This window comes from Kitasatospora sp. NPDC085464 (genome assembly GCF_044541955.1).
Taxonomy (GTDB): Bacteria; Actinomycetota; Actinomycetes; order Streptomycetales; family Streptomycetaceae; genus Kitasatospora.
Genome location: NZ_JBITTM010000014.1, coordinates 119,129 through 137,212 on the forward strand (window position 1 = coordinate 119,129; position 18,084 = coordinate 137,212).

Here is an 18,084-nt window from a genome sequence, read left to right on the forward strand (position 1 = left end):
CCGACTCCGGCACTCCGGCCCCCCGCCGCCGCTACGACCCCCCGCTGCCCGCGCCCCCCGCGTTCCTGCGGCGCGGGCCGCTGCGCGAGGGGGCGTTCACCTCACCACTGCACGAACCGCGGACCGTGGTCGTCGTCGGCCGCTGGCTGGGGGCGGCCCTCCTGGTGTGCTTCCTGACCGGTCTGACCAGCCATCTGCTCCAGGACCCGCCCGGCTGGCTCGCACCGCACCTGCCCGCACGGCCGGTGAACGGCTACCGGGTCACCCAGGGCCTGCACGTGATCAGCGGCCTGGCCGCGATCCCGTTGGCCGGCGCGAAGCTGTGGGCGGTCTACCCGCGGCTGTTCGAGTGGCCGCCGGCGCGCAGCGTGCTGCACGCCCTGGAACGGCTCGGCATCGCCCTGCTGGTGGCGGCCGTCCTGCTGGAACTGTTCACCGGCCTGCTGAACACCCTGCAGTGGTACCCGTGGCCGTTCCCGTTCCGGCAGACCCACTTCTGGCTCGGCTGGCTGGCCACCGGCGGCCTGCTGGTCCACCTGGCCGTCAAGGCACCGCTCATCGCCGCGCACTGGTGGCGCCGGGCCGCTCCGGCCCTGGCGCAGCGCCGTGCGTTCCTCGCGGCGACCACCGCCGCCGTCGGTGCCGTCACCCTGGTGACCGCCGGGCAGAGCGTGCCCTGGCTGCGGTCCCTGGACCTGCTGGCCCCGCGCCGCCCGGACATCGGCCCCCAGGGCCTGCCGGTGAACCGCACCGCCGCCCAGGCCGGCACGGTGACGGTGCCCGCCGACTGGCGGTTGCGGGTGGACGGGCCGCAGCCGTACGAGCTCACCCTTGCGGAGCTCGGCGAACTCCCGCAGCACTCGGTGGAGTTGCCGATCGCCTGTGTGGAGGGCTGGAGCGCGTCGGCCCGGTGGACCGGCGTCCGGCTGGCCGACCTGGTGCGACGCGCCGGAGGCCCGCCCGGCTCGGCGGTGCGGGTCACGTCGCTGGAGGCCTCGGGACCGTACCGGGTGATGGAGATGCCCGCGACGTACGTGGACGATCCGCACAGTCTGCTCGCCCTGCGTGTCAACGGCGAAGTCCTGGCGGCGGACCACGGGTTCCCCGCGCGCGTGATCGCGCCGAACCGGCCCGGTGTCCTGCAGACCAAGTGGGTCGCGCGCGTCGAGGTGATCGCATGACCACCGGCGTCCGTGCCGCCCGTGCTGTCCGGGCTCTCCGCATCGTCCGTGCGCTGCTGCTGGCGGCCGGCCTCGCCGTGATCGGTTACGGCCTGTCCGGGCTGCTCGGTGACCCGTACATCACCGACCCGTCGGACGTCCTGGTCTGGGCGGTCGGCGGGCTGGTGGTCCACGACGGGCTGTGGGTGCCGCTGCTGTGCGTGCTGGGCGCGTTCGTGGTCCGCGGGCCCGTGCTGCGCGGCTGGCTCTTCGTCGCGGCGGCCGTCACCGCCGTCGGCCTGCCGGCCGTCCTGCGGGCCGACGAGGACCACGGCAACCCGTCGGTGCTGCCGCTGCCGTACCTGCGCAACTGGCTGCTGGTGCTGGCCGCCACCGCCGGCGTCGCGCTGCTGGTCGCGTTCGCCGGGCGGTGGCGGCGCCGGGACCGGGCCGCCGGGCGCCGGGATCGGGCCCGCGGACTCCGGGATCGGGCCCGCGGACTCCGGGACCGGGCCGTCAGGCGCCGGGAACCCCGGGGAGACCGGTCGTGAGACCGTCCAGCGCGTGTGGGCAGGCGCACTCGCGCAGGAGCGGCAGCCGCTCCAGTGCCTTGAACAGGACGGTGCGCAGCCGGTCGACGTTGCGGGCGAAAGCCTCCAGCACCTCGCCGTGGGTGACGCCCTCGCCGCTCTCCACCCCGGCGTCGAGGTCGGTGACCAGGGCCACCGAGCTGTAGCAGAGCCCGAGTTCACGGGCGAGCACGGCCTCCGGGTGGCCCGTCATGCCGACCGCCGACCAGCCGTTGGCGGTGAACCAGCGGGACTCGGCGCGGGTGGAGAAGCGCGGGCCCTCGATCACCACCAGGGTCCCGCCGTCCACGGGCTCCCAGGCGGCCTCCCGGGCGGCGTCCATCGCCGCCCGTCGCCCGGCCGGGCAGTACGGGTCGGCCATCGACACGTGCACCACCTCGGGCACCGTGCCGTCCGGGAGCGGCAGGCCATCGTAGAAGGTCTGCAGCCGCCCCGAGGTCTGGTCGACGAACTGGTCGGGCACCAGCAGGGTGCCCGGCCCGTACTCCGGGCGCAGCCCGCCCACCGCGCACGGCGCCACCACCTGCCGCACCCCCAGCGCGTGCAGCGCCCACAGGTTGGCCCGGTAGTTGATCCGGTGCGGGGGGAGCCGGTGGCCGCGCCCGTGCCGGGGCAGGAAGGCGACCCGGCGGCCGGCCACCTCGCCCAGGAACAGCGCGTCGCTCGGTTCGCCGTACGGTGTGTCGATCCGCACCTCGGTCACGTCGTCCAGCAGCGCGTAGAGCCCGGAGCCACCGATCACACCCAGCTCGGCGCTCGGCGGGACGTCCTGGTCGACCGTCATCCCGGTCCACCTCTCTTCTCGGGAACAACCTCCCCGTCACTGTAGGAACGGACCGTGCCGGAAGCCGGGACCCCGGACCTTACGGATCGCGAACGTCCCGCGGAGCGCACCCGCCCCGCGGCTCGCGCCCGCGGGACCCCGCCCGGCTCGTCGGCCACGGCCGTCGGCGGTCCGACTCACCGAACGGGGCCGTGCTGCGCCCGGCCCGGCGGCCCAGTGAGCCGTCATACCGGGGTACCGGTGCGACCGGGAGGTTCCGCCCCGGGTGCCACGGTCTGCCGCTGCCCCGCCGCTAACGTGAAGGGCAGGACGGCCGGTCGGCCACCGGGTCGACCGTCCCACCGAGGCCTCTGCCGGGCCTTCCGGCACCCCGCGGCCGTCCCTGCTTGCGACCGGCACCATCGTCGACGGCACACGGAGGGTGGCATGAACACCACATCATTCCCCGCAGCAATCGCCGCGCACGCCGCGCACGCCGCGCACGCCGCGCACACGGCGACCACCGCTACCAGTGCGAACGGCCACGGGCTCGTCCGGGCCATCCGGACGCCCGGCCCCACGGTCACGCCCGCCCCGTGGGCGACGCGCGACACGACCCCGACTCCGACGACGACCACGCCGCCCACGGGCCGGCCCGCGCCGGGCTCGACGACGGCCGCCACCTGGACCCGCAGGGCGTCGCCGTCGCCCTGGCGTGCCTGCCCGTGCTCGTCCGGCGCCTCGACCCGTACGTCAGGGCCGCGGCCACCGGCCGCACCGAACTCGCCGATGCCGTGCGCACCGCGCTGTCCACCCACCTGCCGCAGCTGACCCCGCACGCCGCCGAGGTGGTCGAGTTCCTCGCGCAGTACTACGGCGTGGAGGACTGACGCTCCGGGACGGCGTCGCGGCACCGCCGGGGGCGGTGCCGCGACGCCGTCGCGTCACTGCGCGGACAGTCGCGGCGTGCGCGGCGGAACCGTCCGCCGGCTGCCCGTCGCCTCGAAGGCCGCGGCGAGGGTCAGCAGGGCGTTGTCGTCGTAGGCGCGGCCCGCGAAGGTCAGCCCGACGGGCATGCCGGTGTCGGTCATGGTGCCCATGGGCACGGTCACGGTCGGGATGCCGAGGTGACGGGGCACCAGGTTGCCGTTCGCGACCCACACGCCGTTGCGCCAGCCGAGCTCGGCGGAGGCCTCGTTCACGTCCATGTCGGCCGGACCGACGTCGGCGACGCTGGGGAACACCACCGCGTCCAGGCGCAGTCCGTCCATCCACTCCTCCAGGTCGACCCGGCGCGTCTCCTCCAGCCCGCGCAGCCCCTCTTCGAGGTGCGGCATGTCGGTGAAGGACGCGTAGGGGCGCTCGCGCACGAAGCGCGGGTAGTCGCCGATCGAGTCGTCGAAGCCGGCGTAGCGGTCCGGGAGTTCGCCTTCCTGCTTCGGGAAGATGCGGGCGCCGTCGACCTCGGCCAGGCCGGCGAGCCGCGGGTCGCCGTTGGCGCTCAGGAAGTCGTCCCACGCCCAGGCCGACAGGTCCTCGATCTCGACGGTGAGGAAGTCGCGGCCGACCAGGCCGCGGGTGAACAGCGAGGGCGCGCCGGGGCGGTCGGACTCGTAGTTCGACACGACGGGGAAGTCGACCTCGACGACCTCGGCGCCGGCCGCCTCCAGGTCGCGGCGGGCGGCTTCCCACAGGGCGATCACCGAGGGGCGGGTGTCGATCGGCCGGCCGGTCTGGCCGCCGATGCCGCCCTCGGGGTTCGTTCCGGCATCGGGGTCGGCGTTGATGTACATCCGCGGGACGCCGACGCGCTTGCCGGCGAGCGAGGCGCGTGCGGCCGGCGCGTCGGCGGGCGCGAGCGCCGGGTAGGAGGCGGGGCGCACCCGGGACGCCGCGGGCAGCGGCACCCACGGCTGCGCGCGCCAGAGGTCACCGCGCGTCTCCGGGTCGTCGGCCACGATGACGTCGAGCAGCTCGAACAGGTCGGCCATGGTGCGGGTGTGCGGGACGACGACGTCCATGGTCGGCACCAGCGGCCAGTTGCCGCGCACCGAGATGACGCCGCGGCTGGGCGTGTAGGCGCACAGCGCGTTGTTCGAGGCGGGCGCCCGGCCCGAGGACCAGGTCTCCTCGCCGAGGCCGAAGGCGCCGAAGGACGCGGCCGTCGCGGTGCCCGAGCCGTTGGAGGAGCCGGAGCCGTAGGCGCTGGTGAGCCAGTCGGCGCTGTACGGGCTCTCCGCGCGGCCGTACACGCCGCGCTGCATGCCGCCGTTGGCCATCGGGGGCATGTTGGTCAGGCCGATGAGGACGGCCCCGCCCGCGCGCAGCCGCTCGATGGCGAAGGCGTCGCGCTGAGCGACGAGGTGCTCGAAGGCGGGCGAGCCGGCCGCGGCGGTCAGCCCCTTCGCGAGGTAGCTGTCCTTCGCGGTGTACGGGATGCCGTCGAGCGGGCCGAGCGTCTCGCCGCGCGCACGGCGGGCGTCGGAGGCCTCCGCCTCGGCGCGGGCGTCCGGGTTCATCACGACCATCGCGTTGAGTGCGGTGGGGGTGCCGGGCCGGTCGTACGCGTCGATCCGCGCGAGGTAGGCGTCGAGCAGGCCGACCGCGGTGGTCTCGCCCTTCTCCAGCGCCGCACGCAGCTCGGCGATACCGGTCTCCACAACATCGAATCCGCGCGTCATGCGGGTGTCTCCTGGTCGGTCGGGGCGGGGCGGTCGTGCGAGCCGTCCTGCACGAGGTCGGCAGCCGTGTGCTGGAACGTTCCAGCACGTTCCGGTACGGGCACCTTACGCAGTGCTGGAACGTTCCAGCAAGGGAGCGGCGGACCGGAACAGGAGATCGGCGCAGGGCTGCGTCTAGACTTCCGGGCTGTGACCAGCCGCCCCGTGACCCTGATCGATGTGGCCCGGGCGGCCGGAGTGTCCAAGAGCACCGCCTCCAACGCGCTCGGCGGCTCCGGCCGGGTGTCCGGCACCACGCGCGAACGCATCCTCGACGTGGCCCGGGAACTCGGTTACCGGCCGAACACCGCCGCGCGCAGCCTGCGCCGCTCCAGCACCGGCGCGATCGGCCTCCACCTGCCGCGCACCGCCACCCGCCTGGACTACTACATGAACCTGGCGTTCGGCGCGGTCGAACGGGCCAGGGAGGACGGCCTGGACCTCGTCCTGCTGGCGCCCGGCACGGCATCCGGCGGGGGACTCGCCGCCCGGGTCGACGGCCTGCTGGTGATCGACCCCGAGGTCGACGACCCGTCCGTCCCGGACCTGCTGGACGCGGGCGTGCCGGTGGTCACCGGCGAGCGCTACCTCGGCGGGGGAGTCGCGCCGAGCGGTGCCGTCGTGTGCGACAACGCCGCCTCGCTGGCCGCGCTGCTGGACCACCTCGCCGAGCGCGGAGCCCGCCGCCCGGCCCTGCTGGCCCCCGGCCCCGGCTCCGACTGGGCGGCAGCCCTGCGGGCCGCAGCCGGCGACTGGAGCCGGCGCGAAGGCGTCGAGGTGGTCGTGCGGACGGTACCGTTCGCGGCCACACCGGCCGAGGCCGAGGCCGCCACCGCGGACCTGATCGCCACCGTCCCGGGCCTGGACGCGGTGGTGTGCGCCCCCGACGGCGCGGTGCCCGGCGTCCTCGCGGCCGCGGCCCACGCGGGCCTGCAGCCGGGGACCGACCTGCTGGTGGCCGTCTGCGTCGACGGCGCGGCAGCACGTGGTTCGAGCCCCCCGGTCACCGCGGTCGACCTGCGGGCCGCGGAGTACGGGCGCGCCTGCGCGGCCCTGCTCAGCGACCTGCTGGCCGGGACGGCACAGCCCGGCGTCGTCCGCCGCCACGACTGGGCCCTGAACCTCCGCGCATCCACCACCGGCCGACCCTGAACCCGGCCCCGGGGCGGACCCGCGCCCCGGTCGTCAGCCACGAACACCGGGAGAGGGGGCGCCGGCCGGGGCGGGCGCCCCCTCTCCGCTGCGCCCTGACGCCCCGGCGGACCTGTGCGGTCAGAACGCCTAGAGCTGCGAAGCCCCGCCGTCGACGGGGAACTCCGTTCCCGTCGAGAAGGTCGCGCCGAACGCCAGGTAGGCCACCGCGGCGGCCACTTCCTCGGGAGTCCCCAGCCGCTGCATCGGGATGGTGCTCCGGAAGCCGTCCTTCGTCGCTTCGACGACGTCGGCGGGCAGCGAGGAGCGGTCCAGGATGCCCGAGTCGATCGGGCCGGGGCTCACGGCGTTGACGCGCACCTTGCGCGGAAGCAGCTCGCGGGCCAGGGTGCGGGTCATCGACCGCAGGGCTGCCTTGCTCGCCGAGTAGACACTGAGCGCGTCGAGGCCCAGGGCGTTCACCACCGACGTGGTGAGGACCACGCCGCTTCCCTCGCGCATCAGCGGCGCCAACGCCTGCACGGTGAAGTACGGGCCCTTGGCGTTGATGCCGAACAGCTCGTCGTACATCTCCTCCGTCGTCGAGTCGAACGGCGCGGACGCGGTGACGCCGGCGTTGACGAACAGCGCGTCCACGGCGCCGAACCGCTCCCGGACCGTGTCGGCCAGCGCCTCGATGTCCTTCAGGGACGCGGCGTCGCTACGGACGGCGATCGCCTTCTGCCCCAACTGCTCCACGGCGGCGTCCAGGGAGGCCTTGGTGCGGCCGGTGATCAGGACGTCCGCCCCACCGTCCGCGAACAACCGGGCCGCGGCCAGGCCGATGCCGTTGCTTCCGCCCGTGATCACGATCTTCTTGCCGTCATAAGTCGTCATGTCCTCCAGCCAAATGTCCACCCGCACACCGTGTCCAAGACCTGTTCCGCATGCCGTCATGCTCCGGGCGCATGGCGGCACGCGACGTACCCTGGGCGAATGGACGTCGATCTGCGGCTCGTGCGCTACTTCACGGTCGTGGCGGAGTACGGCAACTTCGGCCGCGCCGCCACCAAGCTGCACGTGGCGCAGCCGGCGTTGAGCCGTCAGATCCAGCGGCTGGAAGCTCAGCTCGGTGTCCGGCTCTTCGACCGCTCGCCGCAGGGGAGCAGCCTCACCGACGCCGGTCAGGCCTACCTTCCCCGGGCCCGGACACTGCTCCAGGAAGCCGAGCACGCCGCCGACGCGGCCCGAGCCGCCGGCCGGCCCCCCGGCATCACGGTCGGCTACGCCGAAGGACTGGTCATCACCGCCTGTGTGCAGGAACTGCGCCGCCGGCACCCCGACGGTCGGGTGCGCACCCGGCACCTCGACTGGCGGGACACGGACGCCCTCGCCGAGGGGCGGCTCGACGCCCTCGTCGCCTACGGACCCCTGCCCTTTCCCACGGACGGTTTCCGGGTGACCAGGCTCCACGAGGAGCCGCGGGTGCTCGTCATGCCGGCGGGTCATCACCTGGCGGACGGAAAACCCGTCAGCCTGCGGGCTCTGTCGGACGAGGACCTGGTGGCCTGCGTCAGCACCCCGGTTCTCTGGAGCACGCCCAGGCCGGTCGGCGACCGCCCGGCACCACCCCCGCCCGCGAACGACGACAGCTACGAGGACAAGCTGGAACTCGTCGCGACCGGTCACTGTGTCGCGATCTTCCCCGCCGGCGACCGACGCGCCGCTGCGCGCGAGGACCTCGCCGTGGTGCCCGTCGTCGACATCGATCCCTGCGAGGTCGTGCTCGTCGCGCGCGCTGACGACCCCAACCCGCTGCTCGGATCACTGGAAGACGTCGCACGTACCGTGCTCGGCACGGCCTCCCGGCGGGAGAACGACGCACTGCCGGTCACCTGAGTGCAACGGCGGGCTGGTGCCGGATCCTTGCTCCCCCGGGTGGACACCGAGGCCGAGGCGGGGCCGGGGGCCGGAGCAGTGCACAGGGCTCCGGCCCCCGACGCCGTACCGGTCGGATCAGTACGCGTTGTCGTACGTGTAGAACTTGGTGTGGTCCAGCAGGTCGGCCGGGGTGACGTCCTTCCACGGCTTCATGGTGTCGTTCAGGGCGACCACGTTCCTGGTGCTGCGGACCGGCTGGTAGCCCTGGCCCGGGTGGCGGCTCTGCCAGGCGGCCCACAGGCGGTCGATCATGCAGTGGTGCATCCAGAACACCGGGTCGTTGGGCGACATGCCGGTGCTCATGGTGCCGCCGACCCAGACGTGCACCCGGTTGTGCACGTTGACGCCCGCCCAGCCCTCCAGGCTGTTGCGGAAGCCCGCGCTGGCGCTGTTGAACGGCGCGGCGTCGTACGTGGCGATCGCCAGCACGGCGTCCACGTCGGCCCGGGTCGGCAGGTCCTGGCCGCCCTGGCCCAGCCGGCGGATCAGGTAGTTGCGGCTGTCGGGCCGGACGGTGAGCGTCCAGTTGCCGGAGCCCTGCGCGAACGGGCCGGTGGTCACCCGGCCGCCGGTGCCGGTGCCGTCACCGCCGAGGAAGTCCGCTCCCCAGAGCGAGGAGTTCGGGGTGCGGTCGGTGGTCCAGTCCCAGTACGGGAGCGTGACGGTGGCGTCGATCTCCTGCAGTGCGCGCTCGAAGCGCAGCAGGAAGCTGCGGTGCCAGGGCAGGAAGGAGGGCGAGCGGTGGCCGGTGCGCTCGGTGGAGTCGGTGTCGCTCATGATGAAGTCGTTGTGGGTGCTGACGAACGCGTCGTACGCACCTCGGCGCTTGAGTTCCAGGACGGCGTTGACGAAGGCGCGCTTCTCGGCGGGCGTCAGGGTCGACTGGCTCTTGCGGACTGCCATGGTTCTTCCTTCGAGGGTGGTCGGTGCGGAGGCCGGATGGCGGTCGGGAGTCAGGCGGCGAGCGGAGCCAGGTCTGCGCCGTTCAGGGAGTCGACGGCGGCCCGGACCAGCGCCCGCGGCGTGGTGAAGGTCTGGTAGTGGTTGATGACGCTGATCCAGGTGCCGTCCGCGTTGCGCATCATGTGCAGTTCGCGGCCGTCGATCAGCACCATGTAGCCGCTCATCGCGTGGTGGCCGTCGCCGGACATCGGCATGCCCTGGATGCGGCGGCCGCGGAAGACCTCGTCGAAGCTGTCGCCGCCCTCCGTGTCGGCGCCGTTGGCGGGTGCGACGGCGGGGCCGGTGAGGCCAAGGGCGACCGCGCCGGCGGCGACGGCCGTCGCGACGACGGCGCCTTGCAGCATCCGCCGGCGGGTGATCTCGGTGGTGGTGTCTTCGGACATGGCTGTGCCCCCCAGGTGGAAAATGTGAAGAACTTTCAGTGCCCCCGTTGTGGCGGACCGGTCGGCAGCGTCGACTGCCGGACGCGTCGTCGGCGCCGGTCAGGACGGTCCGGTGGCGATCGGCCCGCTCGGAATCATTCCTACCAGTCGTGAGCGAACAGCTCGGATGTGTGATCGGCCTGGGGGTGGAAAGTGATCGTTTCAAGCCGGTCGTGTGAAAGATGTTGCATCTTCTACAGAAGTCAGAGCTTCGGTTCAGGGGGAGTCCCGTGTGCGGAAACCGAAGATCCTTCGCCCGGGCGGCCACCGCGCCGCAAGGCCTGCGGTGTTGACGCACCCCTTGTGACGATCGCTACACGAACAGGATGGCGCGATGCGGCAGGCGGCCGCGGACCTGCTGCTATGGCCGCGCGGCGGTCACGGATCCAATGCCTATGGCCGCGCGACGGCCACGGACCCACGGCGAGGGCCGCGCGGCGGTCACGCGCGCACCTCCGGCGGGCCGCTCAGAGCTGGAGGGTGAACCAGATGGTCTTGCCGCTACCGCTGGGGCGGACGCCCCAGCCGTCGGCCAGGGCGTCGACGATGGTGAGCCCCCGGCCGGACTCCTCCTCGCTGGTGGCGAGGCGGGGGTGGGGCAGCTGGGAGCTGCGGTCGCCGATCTCGACGGTGAGTTCGGTGCTGGTGCGGCGCAGCAGCAGTTCGATCGGCCCCTGGCCGTGCTGGACGGAGTTGGTGAGGATCTCGGACAGCAACAGGCAGGCGTCGTCGGTCCGTTCGGCGCAGCCCCACGTGGTGAGCGTCTTGGTGAGGAAGACGCGGGCCTCGCCGACGGAGGACGGAACGGTGGGCAGGTCGGTGGTGGCGGTGGCCAGCGGGGCGGCGGGCAGCTGCAGCAGGAGGAGGGTGACGTCGTCGTAGTGGCCGTCGGTGTCGGGCAGCACGGCGGACAGGACGCGGTCGGCGACGGCCTCCAGTCCGCCGTTGCCGGTGAAGGCGCGGCCGACGGTCGCGACCAGCTCGGTGATCTGGGCCTCGATGTCGCCGCCGGGGATCTCGACCAGGCCGTCGGTGTAGAGCAGCAGGGTGGCGCCGGGCGGTACGGCCTGACAGGCCTGCTGGTGGGGAATGCCGCCGACGCCCAGCGGGGCGCTCACCGGGGCCGGCAGCGCCCGGATGGTCTCGTGGGGGGCGGCGAGGAGGACGGGCAGGTGCCCGGCCGAGCAGATCGTCACCTCGCCGGTGTCCGGGGCGATGACGAGGTAGCAGCAGGTGACCAGTTGGTCGGGCAGCTCCAGGTCGGTGACGGCCGCGTCCAGGGCCTGCATCAGCTGGCGGGGCTCCATGCCGGTCTTGGCCAGCGCGTGGGCGGCGGAGCGCAGCTGCCCCATGACGGCGGCCGCCTCCAGCCCGCGGCCCATGACGTCGCCGATCAGGACGCCGACGCGGCCGGCGCCCAGGGGGATGAGGTCGAACCAGTCGCCGCCGACCCCGGCGCCCTGGGTGGCGGGCAGGTAGCGGCTGGCGGTGGCCAGGCCCGGGATGGCGGGCGGGGTGCCCATCAGGCTGCGCTGCAGGGTGAGGGCGATGTGCCGTTGCTGTTCGTACAGGGCGGTGAGTTCCGCCTCCGCCCGTTTCCGGTCACTGATGTCGCGGACGATGGCGCAGGCGCCGGTCACCGTGCCGTCGGCGGTCCGGGTGGGCCACAGGGTCACGTCCACGTCGATCAGCCGGCCGCTGCGGGTGACCCGCAGCGTCTCGAAGTGCTCGACCTTCTCGCCGTCCCCCAGCCGCTTCAGCAGCGCCGTGATCTCCTCCCGGTGCTCGGGCGTGGCCAGCATGGCCACATGGCGGCCGAGCGCCTCGGCGGCCGTGTAGCCGTACAGGGAGTGGGCGGCGGCGTTCCAGTAGGTGATGCGGCCGTCGAGGGTCTTGGCGAGGATGGCGTCCTGGGAGGACTCGACCAGCGCGGCGAGCTCGTTGATGCGGGCTTCGGCGGCCTTGCGGTCGCTGACGTCGCGTACGGCGGCGGAGAAGAGCAGGCCGTCCGCGGTCTCCAGGGGGCTGAGGCTGATCTCGACGGGGAACTCGGTGCCGTCCTTGCGCAGGCCGTGCAGTTCCAGTCCTGCGCCCATCGGGCGGACCTGCCGGTTCGCGGCGTACTCGTCGCGGTGCCGGTGGTGCTGGTCCCGGAAGCGGGTGGGTACCAGCAACTCCACGGAGCGTCCGAGCAGTTCCTTGCGCGGATACCCGAACAGGGCCTCCGTCTGGGCGTTGACCAGGGTGATGGTCCCCGCGTCGTCGGTGATCACCATCGCGTCCGGCGCCGCCTCCAGCAAGGAACGGAAGCGCTCCTCCACTGTCCCGACGGCCGTCGTGACACCCCGGCAGCCCGTCCCCTGGCCCGCAGCCGTGTCCTCGTCCGGTCTCCGGCCCACCACGTCGCCCACGCCTGCTCCCTTGCCTTGCCGTACCGGCGGTGCTGCTCCACCCCAGCGCATCAGGACTCCGGGCGCTTACCTATGTCCGCAATTGGCTGCTGACATTTCAATATTTCTGGAAGAAGATCATAAATGACCAATTGCCGCGTGGCTTGGGCCCGCTCACCCCTGCGGCAGTGACCTGGCGGCTTCAGAAACCGCTATGAGACACGTCAATGGCGAAGCCCCGGCCAACGGATTCCGTCATGATGCATCGACGGCCGCTCCCCGTCACGCGAAATTCACAGACCGGGGTCTACTCGCATAGACAGCGGTGGGCCATCCTGGTGCGATGCCGGCGCTCGCGCCGGAGCACCGCCGCGTCACAGCACTGCGTACGACCCTTTCGTCCGGGCCGGTTCCGTGGGCCCGGCACCGGACCTCCCGCCCTCCCGCCCGCCCACCGGGGCGCGGCAGGAGGGCGGAGGTCGAGTCGGAGGAACACCAACTCACCGGGAGATGCAGATGAAGCCACGCACCGCCGCCACCGTCGTCGCCCTGGCCCTGGCCGGCCTCGCCCTCTCGGCGCCCACGGCCGGCGCCAGCGGCACCAAGCTGTCGCAGGCGACGGCCGCCGCCCAGTTCAGGAACGCCGGCATCACCTGGAGCTCCAGCGGTGGCTGCACCACCAGGTCCAACTCCACCTGCACCTCGTTCGAGCAGATCAACTCGGGCACGGTGAGCACCATCATCACCCTCAAGCAGGCCAGCGGCTGCGCCATCAACATCACGGGCGGGACCGAGGTGGGCCACGCCTCCGGCACCTACAGCCACTACAACGGCTACAAGGTCGACATCTCCCGCAGCTCCTGCATCGACGGCTACATCCAGAACAGCTTCACCTACATCGGCTACCGCGGCGACGGCTACCCGCAGTGGAAGGCCGCCTCGGGCAACCTGTACTGCAACGAGGGCAGCCACTGGGACATCCTCGTCTACTGACGCCGACTCGACCCCGGGTGCCGGCTCCCACGGGGGCGCCGGCACCCGAGGCGTGTCCTGCGGATCCTGTCCGCGGCACCACACCGGACCGCTGCCGGAGCACCGGCAGCCGGCGTCGGCCTGCCCTCATATGTGCTCGGATGCGCTCAGAAGTGCAGCGCGCCGATGTCGCGGACGGTCCGGGCGAGGGCCCGGATGAGCTCGTTCTCGGTGTCGCGGCGCCACACCAGACCGTAGGGAATCGTCCCCATCTCGGGAATGGGGACGAACTGCACATGGGACATGGACCAGTAGCGGGTGACGTGGGACGGGAAGGGGTGCACGATCTCGCCGGTGATGACGAGATGGATCAGCTCGTCGGCGTTGGTGGCCGACTCGATGCGTTCGATCTCCTTGCCCCGGGGCGTGTAGAACGAGAGGTAGCCGTCCTCCCAGAAGTCGGGCATCGCGGGGGGCATGGCATGGCCGAAGTCACCCAGCGCCTCGACCGAGATCTGGGGTCGTCCGGCGAGTTCGTGGTCCGCGGCGACGGCCAGCACACGAGGGTCGTGGAAGAGGACCGGGCCAGTGGTGAGATCGGGCTCGTCCACCGGTAGCCACGTGACGAAGACGTCCATGTCGCCGTCGCGGAGCCGCTCGAACGGTTCGACGTACGGCGCCCTGCGGATCTGCAGCTCCCACTCGGGGTGGCGGGAGCGGAACCCCTCCCAGTAGTGGTGCAGGTCGGGCACGTTGAAGGGCATCATGCCGACCCGCAGACGTGCGGTCTTGCCGCGGGCGGCCAACCGGGCACGTTCGAGGCTGTCCCGCAGGTGCGTGTGGACCGGCCGCAGATCGGCGCACAGCTGCCGGCCGAGCGGGGTCAGGCGGACCTGGCGGCGGTTGGAGCGGTCGAACAGCAGACCGCCGATCTGCCGCTCCTGACGGGCGATCACCTGGCTGACCCGCGCCTGGGTGAGGTGCAGCCGGGCGGCTGCTCTGCCGAAGTGCAGCTCCTCCGCCAAGGTCAGGAATATCTCGATCTCGCGCATTTCCATGCTGCCGAACCCCCCGTCATAAGCCCGATTTATCGGATCTTACTGATCTTGGACGTTGATGGCTTCGACGGTCGACTGAAGGATCGTCAGCAGACCCCAACCCCTACCGGACCGGAGTGCCATGACCATCGTCGACACCGAGAAGTCACCCACCACGTCAGGCGGCGACCGGGTGCCTCTCACGAGCTGGCTCGCCGTCGTCACCATGGCGGTCGGGACGTTCGCGCTGGTGACGGTCGAGTCACTGCCGGTGGGGCTGCTTCCCCTCGTCGGAGGAGACCTCCACGTCTCCGAGGGCACCGCGGGCCTGATGGTGACCGTCCCCGGCCTGGTCGCCTCCGTCACGGCGCCGCTGCTCCCGGTGGCGATCGGACGGCTCGACCGGCGGGTCGCGCTGATCGGCCTGATCACCCTGATGGTCCTGGCCAACGGACTGTCGGCCGTGGCATCCGACTTCACCGTCCTGCTGGGCGCGCGCTTCCTCATCGGGATCAGCATCGGCGGCTTCTGGTCGCTCGCCGCCGGCCTCGCCGTGCGGCTGGTGCCGGACCGGTTCGTCCCCCGGGCCATGTCGGTGGTCTTCGGCGGCGCCACGGCGGCCAACGTCCTCGGCGTACCGGCCGGGACGCTGATCGGCGGCCTCGCGGACTGGCGCACCGCGTTCGTGGCCGCGGGCGCACTGGGCCTCCTCGTGCTGGTGGGCCTGCTCTTCCTGCTGCCTTCGATGCCCGCCCGACAGGTCGTCCAGCTGCGCACCCTGCCGCAGCAGTTCCGCCACCCCGTGGTACGCGCCGGCGTCATCGCCACGTTCCTCCTGGTCGGCGGCCACTTCGCCGCCTTCACCTTCGTCAGCCCGGTCCTGCGGACCGTCTCGGGGATCGGCGAGGGCGCGATCGGCCCGCTCCTGCTCGGCTTCGGCGTCGCCGGCATCCTGGGCAACTTCCTCGCCGGTGCGGCCGCGGAGCGGAACGTCCGCGCGACCATCGTCACCCTCAGCGTCCTGCTCACCGCGGTCCTCGCGGTCTTTCCCCTCGCCGGCCGCACCCCGGTCGGCGGGACCCTGCTGCTGCTGGGCTGGGGACTGGCCTTCGGCGGCGTGCCCGTCGGCGTCCAGACGTGGATCCTCAAGGCGGCACCCGACTCGGCCGAGGCGGCCACCGCCCTGAACACCTCCGTCTACAACCTGGCCATCGCCCTCGGGGCCCTGCTCGGCGGAGTCGTCGCCACCGGCCTCGGCACGAGCGCCGTCCTGACGGCTGGGGCCCTCTTCGCCCTCCTCACCGTTCTCGCCGTCCGGAGCGCACCGCGCGCCTGAACAGCGTGCTGCGTCCGACCGGCGCGCTTGCACAGCGTGCCGCATCCGCCCGGCGTGCCTGAACAAGTGCCGCATTCGCCCGACCACCCACACCCTCACGATCTCCCGAAGACAGGAGCACCGCCATGCACACCCCCGCCCGACCCACCAGCCGCGTCTGGTTCATCACCGGCGCCAGCCGCGGTCTCGGCCGCGCCTTCGCCGAGGCGGCCCTGACGGCCGGCGACCGCATCGTGGCCGCCGCCCGCACCACGACCGCGCTGGACGAGCTCGCGAGCGCCCACCCCGGACGGGTCCTGCCCCTGACGCTGGACGTGACCGACCGGGACGCCGTGTTCGCCGCCGTCGCCGCGGCGGTCGGCCACTTCGGACGGCTCGACATCGTCGTCAACAACGCCGGAATGCTCTCGATGGGCATGGTCGAGGAGTTCACCGAGGCCGAGGCGCGCGCCCAGCTGGACGTCAACTTCTTCGGCGCGCTCTGGGTGAGCCAGGCCGTCATGCCCGTGCTGCGCGAACAGGGCTCCGGTCACCTCGTGCAGGTCTCCAGCATCGCCGCCCTGGGCGGCTTCCCCAGCACCGGCCTGTACAGCGCCGGCAAGTTCGCCCTGGAAGGCCTCAGCGAAGCCCTCGCAGCGGAAGCCGCCTCCTTCGGGGCCAAGGTGAGCATCCTCCAGCCCGGCGGCTACTGGACCGACCTCTACACCGCGATGCACAGCACGAGCCCCCTGGAGGCGTACGCGCCGCTCCGGGAGAAGCTGGCCGAGCAGTTCGCCGAGGGCTCGGTCGACAGCGATCCGAAGCTCGCCGCGGCCGCGTTGATCGAGCTGGTCGACAGCGACGAGCCGCCGCTGCGCCTCCTCCTGGGCAGCATGGTCTACGACCTCGCCTTCGACATCGCCCGCACCCGCATGAACACCTGGGCGGCGTGGGAACACGTCAGCCGCGCCGCGGAACACGCGATCACCGGTCCGGCCTGACGGCCCGGGAAGAGGCAACATGTCGTTCCGCACCACGGCCGACGTCGTCCACCGCTTCAACCGCGCCTTCATCCACCACGACGTCTCGCTGCTCGTCGACCTGCTCGCCGACGACTGCGTGATGGAGACGAAACAGCCCGCCCCCGACGGGGCCCGCTACGAAGGCCGCGCCGCGTGCCTGCAGTTGTGCCGGGCGCTCGCCGAGGACCGCACCAGGCAGTACGAGCCGGAGGCCGTCGTCATCACCGGTGAGCGGGCGACCGTCCGCTGGCGGTGCCGCTTCGGCGACGGCCCGGCCGACACGGTCCGCGGCGTGACGCTCACCCTCGTCCGGGACGGCCTGATCGTCGAGGCCCTCGGCTACGGCAAGACCTCGGACGGCAGCCGGCCGGGAGAGGCCGAATCCACGGACACCATCAGGAGCCAAGGCATGCGTGTGTTGTTGGTGGCGTACGGTTCGCGCGGGGACGTCGAGCCGATGCTCGGACTCGGCACCGCCCTGCGCGACCTCGGCGCCGAGGTACGGGTGTGCGCCCCACCCGACTTCGCGGAACTGTCGGCCGACGCCGGCATCCCCCTGGTGCCGCTCGGCCGGTCGCTGCGCGAGACGGCGACCAAGGCGGTGACCGGCACGGCCAAGCCCCCGGCGGAGAGCCTGTCCGAGCGCGCGGCCCGGATGGTCACCGCCACGTACGAATCCGTCGTCGCGGCAGCCGAGGGATGCGACGCAGTGGTGGCGACCGGTCTGATCCCGGCAGCCGCCGCTGCCCGGTCGGCGGCCGAGGAACTGGGCATCCGCTACCTGTTCGTCGCCTTCTTCCCGAGCTATCTGCCGTCGCCGCACCACCCGCCGCTCGCGTGGCCGGGCCGGCCGCTCCCGCCGGACGAGACCGACAACCGCGTGCTCTGGGACCAGAACGCGGAACACCTGAACGCGCTGTTCGGCGCGGCGATCGACACCCACCGGGCGGCCGTCGGTCTGCCGCCGGTGGACGACGTCCGCGACCACGTCCTCACCGACCGTCCGTGGCTGGCGGCGGACCCGCTCCTCAGCCCCTGGCCGCAGTCCGCGGACCTCGACGTGGTGCAGACCGGGGCATGGATCCGGCCGGACGAACGGCCGCTCCCCGCCGAGCTGGAGGCCTTCCTGGACGCCGGCGAACCACCCGTCTACGTGGGCTTCGGCAGCATGCCCGTGCGCGAAGCGCCGGACGTCGCCCGGGCGGCCGTCGAGGCGGTCCGCGCCCGGGGGCACCGCATCCTCCTCTCCCGCGGCTGGGCCGACCTGGCGCCGACCGACGAGGACGGCGACTGCTTCCCGGTCGGCGAGGTCAACCACCGGGCGCTGTTCGGCCGGGTCGCCGCCGTCGTGCACCACGGCGGCGCCGGTACCACCACGACAGCCGCCCGGGCCGGTGCACCCCAGGTCGTGGTGCCCCAGATGGCGGACCAGCCGTACTGGGCCGGCCGGGTGGCCGAGCTGGGCATCGGCGTGGTGCACGAGGGTCCGACCCTGACCCTCGACTCCCTGTCCGCCGCGCTCGGCGAGGCCCTGACCCCCGGCACCCGCGCACGGGCGAGGGACCTGGCCGCCGCGATCCGCACCGACGGCGCGACGGTGGCCGCGGAGCTGCTGCGGAACACCGTCGATCCCTCGTAACCCCCTGCTGTCGCACTTC

At 72.8% G+C, this 18,084-nt stretch carries 16 protein-coding genes and 1 pseudogene; 10 read left to right on the forward strand and 7 right to left on the reverse strand.

Annotated features, from left to right (window positions below):
- Positions 1-65 precede the first annotated feature (65 nt).
- Both ACIGG8_RS14920 and ACIGG8_RS14925 read left to right on the forward strand, forming a co-directional pair.
- Complete coding sequence (locus tag ACIGG8_RS14920; protein ID WP_396548283.1) at positions 66-1,181, forward strand: molybdopterin-dependent oxidoreductase; 1,116 nt, start codon at positions 66-68, stop codon at positions 1,179-1,181.
- Positions 1,178-1,711, forward strand: a complete 534-nt coding sequence (locus ACIGG8_RS14925; RefSeq protein ID WP_396548194.1) for a hypothetical protein — start codon at positions 1,178-1,180, stop codon at positions 1,709-1,711. The genes ACIGG8_RS14920 and ACIGG8_RS14925 overlap by 4 nt, the downstream gene beginning before the upstream one ends.
- Here ACIGG8_RS14925 and ACIGG8_RS14930 read toward each other — a convergent pair.
- Positions 1,677-2,534, reverse strand: a complete 858-nt coding sequence (locus ACIGG8_RS14930) for an S-methyl-5'-thioadenosine phosphorylase (RefSeq protein ID WP_396548195.1) — start codon at positions 2,532-2,534, stop codon at positions 1,677-1,679. The two genes, ACIGG8_RS14925 and ACIGG8_RS14930, sit on opposite strands and share 35 nt — an antisense overlap.
- 575 nt (positions 2,535-3,109) lie before the next feature.
- Between ACIGG8_RS14930 and ACIGG8_RS14935 the strand changes: the two genes are divergently transcribed.
- Positions 3,110-3,403 (forward strand): hypothetical protein, encoded by a 294-nt coding sequence (locus tag ACIGG8_RS14935; RefSeq protein WP_396548197.1) that lies wholly within the window; start codon positions 3,110-3,112, stop codon positions 3,401-3,403.
- Between the two features lie 54 nt (positions 3,404-3,457).
- Here ACIGG8_RS14935 and ACIGG8_RS14940 read toward each other — a convergent pair whose 3' ends face one another.
- On the reverse strand, positions 3,458-5,194 hold the full coding sequence (locus tag ACIGG8_RS14940; RefSeq protein ID WP_396548198.1) for an amidase: 1,737 nt from the start codon (positions 5,192-5,194) through the stop codon (positions 3,458-3,460).
- 189 nt (positions 5,195-5,383) lie between these two features.
- Between ACIGG8_RS14940 and ACIGG8_RS14945 the strand changes: the two genes are divergently transcribed.
- Positions 5,384-6,385: a LacI family DNA-binding transcriptional regulator gene (locus ACIGG8_RS14945; protein ID WP_396548200.1), complete on the forward strand. Its 1,002-nt coding sequence runs from the start codon at positions 5,384-5,386 to the stop codon at positions 6,383-6,385.
- A 129-nt stretch (positions 6,386-6,514) separates the two neighbouring features.
- Here ACIGG8_RS14945 and ACIGG8_RS14950 read toward each other — a convergent pair whose 3' ends face one another.
- Positions 6,515-7,261, reverse strand: coding sequence for an SDR family oxidoreductase (locus ACIGG8_RS14950; RefSeq protein WP_396548202.1), 747 nt, complete (start codon positions 7,259-7,261; stop codon positions 6,515-6,517).
- 99 nt (positions 7,262-7,360) lie between these two features.
- Here ACIGG8_RS14950 and ACIGG8_RS14955 point away from each other — a divergent pair, with 99 nt between their 5' ends.
- Complete coding sequence (locus tag ACIGG8_RS14955; RefSeq protein WP_396548204.1) at positions 7,361-8,263, forward strand: LysR family transcriptional regulator; 903 nt, start codon at positions 7,361-7,363, stop codon at positions 8,261-8,263.
- A gap of 117 nt (positions 8,264-8,380) precedes the next feature.
- On the opposite strand, the gene ACIGG8_RS14960 is transcribed toward ACIGG8_RS14955, so the two are convergent.
- The 3 genes from ACIGG8_RS14960 to ACIGG8_RS14970 form a co-directional block, all read right to left on the reverse strand.
- Positions 8,381-9,208, reverse strand: a complete 828-nt coding sequence (locus tag ACIGG8_RS14960) for a tyrosinase family protein (RefSeq protein ID WP_396548206.1) — start codon at positions 9,206-9,208, stop codon at positions 8,381-8,383.
- Positions 9,209-9,258: 50 nt separating this feature from the next.
- Positions 9,259-9,651, reverse strand: coding sequence for a tyrosinase cofactor (locus ACIGG8_RS14965; protein WP_396548208.1), 393 nt, complete (start codon positions 9,649-9,651; stop codon positions 9,259-9,261).
- Between the two features lie 506 nt (positions 9,652-10,157).
- A complete protein-coding gene (locus ACIGG8_RS14970; RefSeq protein WP_396548210.1) occupies positions 10,158-12,152 on the reverse strand; it encodes a PAS domain S-box protein in 1,995 nt (664 codons plus the stop codon).
- Between the two features lie 438 nt (positions 12,153-12,590).
- On the opposite strand from ACIGG8_RS14970, the gene ACIGG8_RS14975 reads away from it, so the two are divergent.
- Entirely contained in the window at positions 12,591-13,073 is a 483-nt protein-coding gene (locus tag ACIGG8_RS14975) for a hypothetical protein (protein ID WP_396548211.1), read from the forward strand.
- 146 nt (positions 13,074-13,219) lie between these two features.
- Here the strand turns inward: ACIGG8_RS14975 and ACIGG8_RS14980 are convergent, their stop codons facing one another.
- Complete coding sequence (locus ACIGG8_RS14980) at positions 13,220-14,110, reverse strand: LysR family transcriptional regulator (RefSeq protein WP_396548213.1); 891 nt, start codon at positions 14,108-14,110, stop codon at positions 13,220-13,222.
- A 121-nt stretch (positions 14,111-14,231) separates the two neighbouring features.
- Between ACIGG8_RS14980 and ACIGG8_RS14985 the strand changes: the two genes are divergently transcribed.
- The 4 genes and pseudogenes from ACIGG8_RS14985 to ACIGG8_RS15000 all read left to right on the forward strand — a co-directional run bounded on the left by ACIGG8_RS14985 (position 14,232) and on the right by ACIGG8_RS15000 (position 18,065).
- Positions 14,232-15,425, forward strand: a complete 1,194-nt coding sequence (locus ACIGG8_RS14985; protein WP_396548215.1) for an MFS transporter — start codon at positions 14,232-14,234, stop codon at positions 15,423-15,425.
- 125 nt (positions 15,426-15,550) lie between these two features.
- On the forward strand, positions 15,551-16,405 hold the full coding sequence (locus tag ACIGG8_RS14990; RefSeq protein WP_396548217.1) for an SDR family NAD(P)-dependent oxidoreductase: 855 nt from the start codon (positions 15,551-15,553) through the stop codon (positions 16,403-16,405).
- Positions 16,406-16,424: 19 nt separating this feature from the next.
- Positions 16,425-16,745 (forward strand): annotated as a pseudogene (locus ACIGG8_RS14995) (nuclear transport factor 2 family protein); the annotation flags it as partial.
- 90 nt (positions 16,746-16,835) lie between these two features.
- Positions 16,836-18,065: a glycosyltransferase gene (locus tag ACIGG8_RS15000; RefSeq protein WP_396548284.1), complete on the forward strand. Its 1,230-nt coding sequence runs from the start codon at positions 16,836-16,838 to the stop codon at positions 18,063-18,065.
- The last annotated feature ends 19 nt before the right edge of the window (positions 18,066-18,084 follow it).

Bases quoted from the DNA above. Each gene is read 5' to 3' on its own strand.
- ACIGG8_RS14925 (WP_396548194.1), top strand. From the start codon at position 1,178: ATGACCACCGGCGTCCGTGCCGCCCGTGCTGTCCGGGCTCTCCGCATC.
- ACIGG8_RS14930 (WP_396548195.1), bottom strand. From the start codon at position 2,534: ATGACGGTCGACCAGGACGTCCCGCCGAGCGCCGAGCTGGGTGTGATC.
- ACIGG8_RS14940 (WP_396548198.1), bottom strand. From the start codon at position 5,194: ATGACGCGCGGATTCGATGTTGTGGAGACCGGTATCGCCGAGCTGCGT.
- ACIGG8_RS14950 (WP_396548202.1), bottom strand. From the start codon at position 7,261: ATGACGACTTATGACGGCAAGAAGATCGTGATCACGGGCGGAAGCAAC.
- ACIGG8_RS14955 (WP_396548204.1), top strand. From the start codon at position 7,361: ATGGACGTCGATCTGCGGCTCGTGCGCTACTTCACGGTCGTGGCGGAG.
- ACIGG8_RS14960 (WP_396548206.1), bottom strand. From the start codon at position 9,208: ATGGCAGTCCGCAAGAGCCAGTCGACCCTGACGCCCGCCGAGAAGCGC.
- ACIGG8_RS14965 (WP_396548208.1), bottom strand. From the start codon at position 9,651: ATGTCCGAAGACACCACCACCGAGATCACCCGCCGGCGGATGCTGCAA.
- ACIGG8_RS14970 (WP_396548210.1), bottom strand. From the start codon at position 12,152: ATGCGCTGGGGTGGAGCAGCACCGCCGGTACGGCAAGGCAAGGGAGCA.
- ACIGG8_RS14975 (WP_396548211.1), top strand. From the start codon at position 12,591: ATGCAGATGAAGCCACGCACCGCCGCCACCGTCGTCGCCCTGGCCCTG.
- ACIGG8_RS14980 (WP_396548213.1), bottom strand. From the start codon at position 14,110: ATGGAAATGCGCGAGATCGAGATATTCCTGACCTTGGCGGAGGAGCTG.
- ACIGG8_RS14985 (WP_396548215.1), top strand. From the start codon at position 14,232: ATGACCATCGTCGACACCGAGAAGTCACCCACCACGTCAGGCGGCGAC.
- ACIGG8_RS14990 (WP_396548217.1), top strand. From the start codon at position 15,551: ATGCACACCCCCGCCCGACCCACCAGCCGCGTCTGGTTCATCACCGGC.
- ACIGG8_RS15000 (WP_396548284.1), top strand. From the start codon at position 16,836: ATGCGTGTGTTGTTGGTGGCGTACGGTTCGCGCGGGGACGTCGAGCCG.